The sequence below is a fragment of the Streptomyces sp. NPDC049577 genome (genome assembly GCF_040675635.1).
In the GTDB taxonomy this organism is placed as follows: domain Bacteria; phylum Actinomycetota; class Actinomycetes; order Streptomycetales; family Streptomycetaceae; genus Streptomyces.
The window spans coordinates 1-4,070 of the sequence record NZ_JBFAPH010000450.1; the positions used below are offsets into that span (position 1 = coordinate 1).

At 74.6% G+C, this 4,070-nt stretch carries 4 protein-coding genes; 2 read left to right on the forward strand and 2 right to left on the reverse strand.

Annotated features, from left to right (window positions below):
* Nucleotides 1-211, forward strand: a 211-nt coding sequence (locus AB0K09_RS30660) for a helix-turn-helix domain-containing protein (RefSeq protein WP_366068672.1), incomplete at its 5' end; no start/stop codon positions are given.
* A gap of 91 nt (nt 212-302) precedes the next feature.
* Nucleotides 303-1,457 (forward strand): lipase family protein, encoded by a 1,155-nt coding sequence (locus tag AB0K09_RS30665; protein WP_366068673.1) that lies wholly within the window; start codon nt 303-305, stop codon nt 1,455-1,457.
* A 64-nt stretch (nt 1,458-1,521) separates the two neighbouring features.
* Here AB0K09_RS30665 and AB0K09_RS30670 read toward each other — a convergent pair whose 3' ends face one another.
* Together AB0K09_RS30670 and AB0K09_RS30675 are read right to left on the reverse strand one after the other, a co-directional pair.
* Nucleotides 1,522-3,417 carry an AMP-dependent synthetase/ligase gene (locus AB0K09_RS30670; protein ID WP_366068674.1) on the reverse strand — a complete coding sequence of 632 codons (1,896 nt, stop codon included), beginning with the start codon at nt 3,415-3,417 and terminating at the stop codon, nt 1,522-1,524.
* A gap of 145 nt (nt 3,418-3,562) precedes the next feature.
* Nucleotides 3,563-4,070 (reverse strand): TetR/AcrR family transcriptional regulator (locus tag AB0K09_RS30675; RefSeq protein WP_366068675.1); only part of this gene is annotated, 508 nt, incomplete at its 5' end.

Consider the following 4,070-nt stretch of genomic DNA (forward strand, 5'->3'; position numbering starts at 1 on the left):
GCGGCGGCTGCGGCAGGAGGGCACCTCGTACCGGCTGCTGAAGGACCAGGCGCGGCGGGACGCGGCGCTCAGCAGCCTCGCGCAGGGCGCCGAGCCCATCGCCGAGCTCGCCGCGCGCCTCGGCTTCTCCGAGGACACCGCCTTCCACCGGGCGTTCCGCCGCTGGACGGGCAGCACGCCGGGCGCCTACCGCGCGCACCGCGGCCAGTGAAGACGAGCGTTCCGGTCAGCCTCCTCCTTACCCGCCGGTCACTACCGTCTCACCGACCGACCCAGCCCCACGGGACAGTTGGGAGAGCCGCATGCACCTGCGCAGCACAGCCCTCGCCGCGACCGCCGCGCTGGCCGTCTCGCTCGGCCTGGCGGGCGGGACCGCCTCCGCCGGAGCACCGGCCGGGGCACCCGGCGACATCATCAGCTCCGCCCCCACCTCCTTCCACCCGCTGCCCGGACAACCCACCGCCACCCGGGCCTGGCACATCACCTACCGCTCCACCACCGCCAAGGGCGCCCCGAACGTCGTCTCCGGCACGGTGATCGTCCCGCAGGACGGCAGAAAGGGGCCCCGCCCGCTCGTCACGTACGCCGTCGGCACCGTCGGGCTGGCCGACCACTGCGCCCCCTCCGCGGGCTTCCCCGACGGCACCACGCCGGAGGCCAATCTGATCCAGCAGCTCACCCTGCGGGGCTGGGCCGTGGCCGTCACCGACTACGAGGGCCTGGGCACCCCGGGCGACCACACCTACGCCGTCGGCCGGGCCGAGGGACAGGCCGTGCTGGACGCGGCGCGCGCGGCGCAGCGACTGCCCGGCACGGGCCTGGACGCGCGGTCACCGGTCGGGATCATGGGCTACTCGCAGGGCGGCCAGGCCACGAGCTGGGCGGCCGAGCTCCACGACTCCTACGCCCCCGAGCTCGACGTGAAGGGCACGGCCACCGGCGGGGTGCCCGCCGACCTGCTGAAGACCGCGGACTTCGACAACGGCGGCGTCGGCGCCGGCCTCGTCCTCATGGCGGCCACCGGCCAGAACGCGGCCTTCCCGGAGCTGGACCTGGACAAGTACCTCAACGACACCGGCCGCCGCTACGTCGCCTTCCTGAAGGAGCACTGCGTGGCCGTGGACACCGCCGCCGGACTCTTCCGCCGCATCTCCGACGTGACGGTCCGCAACCCGCTGTACGAGGAGGACTGGCAACGGGCACTGCGCGCCTCGGCCCTGGGCACACACGCCCCGGACCGGCCCGTGTACCTCTACCACGGCACGGCCGACGAGCTGATCCCCTACGCGGTGGGCCGGCAGCTGCGCGCCGACTGGTGCGCCAAGGGCGCGAGGGTGCAGTGGAAGCCGCTGCCGCTGACCGAGCACGTGCTGGGGGCGATCACGGACTCGATACCCGCGGCGGACTGGCTGGCGCGGCGGTTCGCCGGCGAACCCACCGGCGGCAACTGCCCGTAGGACTGGAAAGCCCCGGACCGCGCCCCTCCCCAAAGGGACGCGGCCCGGGACGCCGGTCGTTGGATCAGGGCTCGTAGAGCGCCTCGATCTCGGCGGCGAAGTCACGGACGATGGCCGGGCGCCGGAGCTTCAGCGACGGGGTGAGGTGCCCGGCCTCCACCGTGAAGTCCACCGGCAGGACGGCGAATCTGCGGATCGACTCGGCGCGCGAGACCAGCCCGTTCGCGTCGTCCACCGCCTCCTGCACGGCCGCGAGCAGCTCCGCGTCCCGTACCAGCTCCTCGATCGGCTTCCCCTCGGTGCCGCGCATGCGGCACCAGTGGCCGAGCCCGTCGGGGTCGAGGGTGAGCAGGGCGCTGACGTACGGGCGGTCGTCACCGAGGACGAGGCACTGGGAGACGAGCGGATGGGCGCGGACCCGGTCCTCCAGCGGGGCGGGGGCGACGTTCTTGCCGCCGGAGGTGACGATCAGCTCCTTCTTGCGGCCGGTGATGGTGAGGTAACCGTCCTCGTCGAGCGCGCCCAGGTCCCCGGTGGGCAGCCACTCGCCGGACATGGGCGCCACCGCCCGTTCCCGCTCGGCGTCCCAGTAGCCTGCGAAGACGCGGTCGCCGCGCAGCAGCACCTCGCCGTCGTCGGCTATGCGCACCGCCGCGCCGGGCAGCGGCCAGCCGACCGCGCCGAGCCGCGGGTGCTGCGGCGGGGAGACGGTGAAGGCGCCGGTGGTCTCGGTGAGCCCGTAGCCCTCGACGACATCGATGCCGGCGCCGGCGTAGAAGGCGCCGAGCCGGCGGCCGAGCGGGGAGCCGCCGGTGACCACGTGCCGGACCTTCCCGCCGAGGCCGCCGCGGATGCGGCGGTAGACCAGCGGCTCGTACAGCGTCCGAGCCGCCCGCAGCCGGGGACCGGGGCCGGACCCGGTGCCGTGGCGGCGGGCCTCGCACGCCTCGCCGTACCGCCGGGCGACGGACGCGGCGCGGTCGAACACGGCGGCCCGGCCCTGCCGTTCGGCGGTGGCGCGGCCGGTGTTGTAGACCTTCTCCAGCACGTAGGGCACGGCGGCGAGGAAGGTCGGCCGGAAGCCGGCCAGATCGGCGAGGAGGTCCTCGGCCCGCATGGACGGCGTGTGCCCGAGCCGTACGCGTGCCCGCAGGCAGCCGATGGCGACCGTGCGGCCGAAGACGTGCGAGAGCGGCAGGAACAGCAGGGTGGAGGCGGGTTCCCTGGTCAGGGCCTCGTAGACCGGTTGCAGCAGGTGGTTGGCGTTGTCGGCCTCGGAGAGGAAGTTGGCGTGCGTGAGGACGCAGCCCTTCGGCCGGCCGGTGGTGCCGGAGGTGTAGACGAGGGTGGCGATGTCCTCGGGGCCACGCGCCGCACGCCGGTCGGCCACGGCCGTACCCGGTAACTCCCGCCCTGCTTCTACGAGTTCTGGCACGCACCCGGCGTCGATCCGCCACAGCTTCGTGAGACCGGGCAGGTCCGCGCGTTCCCGCTCGACGAGCCGGGCCTGTTCCGCGCTCTCGACGACGCAGGCGGCCGCACCGGAGTCCTTCAGGATCCAGCGCACCTGTTCGGCGGAGGACGTGGGGTAGAGCGGCACGGGGACCAGGCCCGCCGCCCAGGCGGCGAAGTCCAGGAGGGTCCACTCGTAGCGGGTGCGGCTCATGAGGCCGAGCCGGTCGCCGGGCCGCAGCCCGTGCGCGATCAGGCCCTTGGCGACGCCCATGACCTCGGCGGCGAAGGTGGCGGCGGTGACGTCCCGCCAGCCGCCGTCCGGCTGCTTGCGGCCGAGCACGACGTCGGTGGGCGCCTCGGCGGCGTTGTCGAACGGCAGGTCGCCCAGCGACCCATGGGCGGGTGGGACGAGCGGTGGCACGGCCGCCTCGCGGACGACGCCGGCGACGGCCGTCGTACGGGGCGGAACGGGGAGGGGCAGGGCTGCGCGGCGCGAGGGGAACACGGCGGCTCCTGTTCGGGCCCCGTCGGGACCCACGAGTAAGCTACTCAGCGGTAAAAGCCGGGGTAAACATACGCCGCCGCCCGCCCGCGCTCCAGACCCCCGTCCGGACCTTCGCCCGCCCGCCTCTCCCCCGCTCAGCCGCTCGCTACGGGGCGGCGGGCAGCCAGCGCCGGCCGCCCATGAGGTTCTCCAGCCCCACCCACGCGACATTCATCAGCGTCTCCGCCGTCTCCTGCGCCGACGGGGCCGGATTCGCCTCCGTCGCGGTCGAGTTGGCCCATCCGGCGAGCGATTCGGCAGCGCCCACCAGGGCGTGCGCGAGTCCGGAAACCTCCCGCTCGCCGGGCGCCCCGGCGGCCGCGGCACGCCCCAGGGACTCGGCGATCAACCCGGCGAGCAGGCCGGCGATTTCCTGCCGCAACGACGCCGCGGCCCGCGTGAACGGCTCGCCGTGCATCCGCGCCTGGCAGCTGAGCACCGCCCAGCCGGCCGGGTGCTCGGCGGTGTGCGCGAAGAACGCGCGCAGCGCGTTCCACAGCCGGCGGTCGGCGGGCGCGCCCGGCTCGACGGCGTCGCGCACCGCGCCGAGCAGCCCCTCGGCCTCCCGCTGGATGCAGGCGCTGAACAACTGTTCCTTCGAGTTCAGATACAGA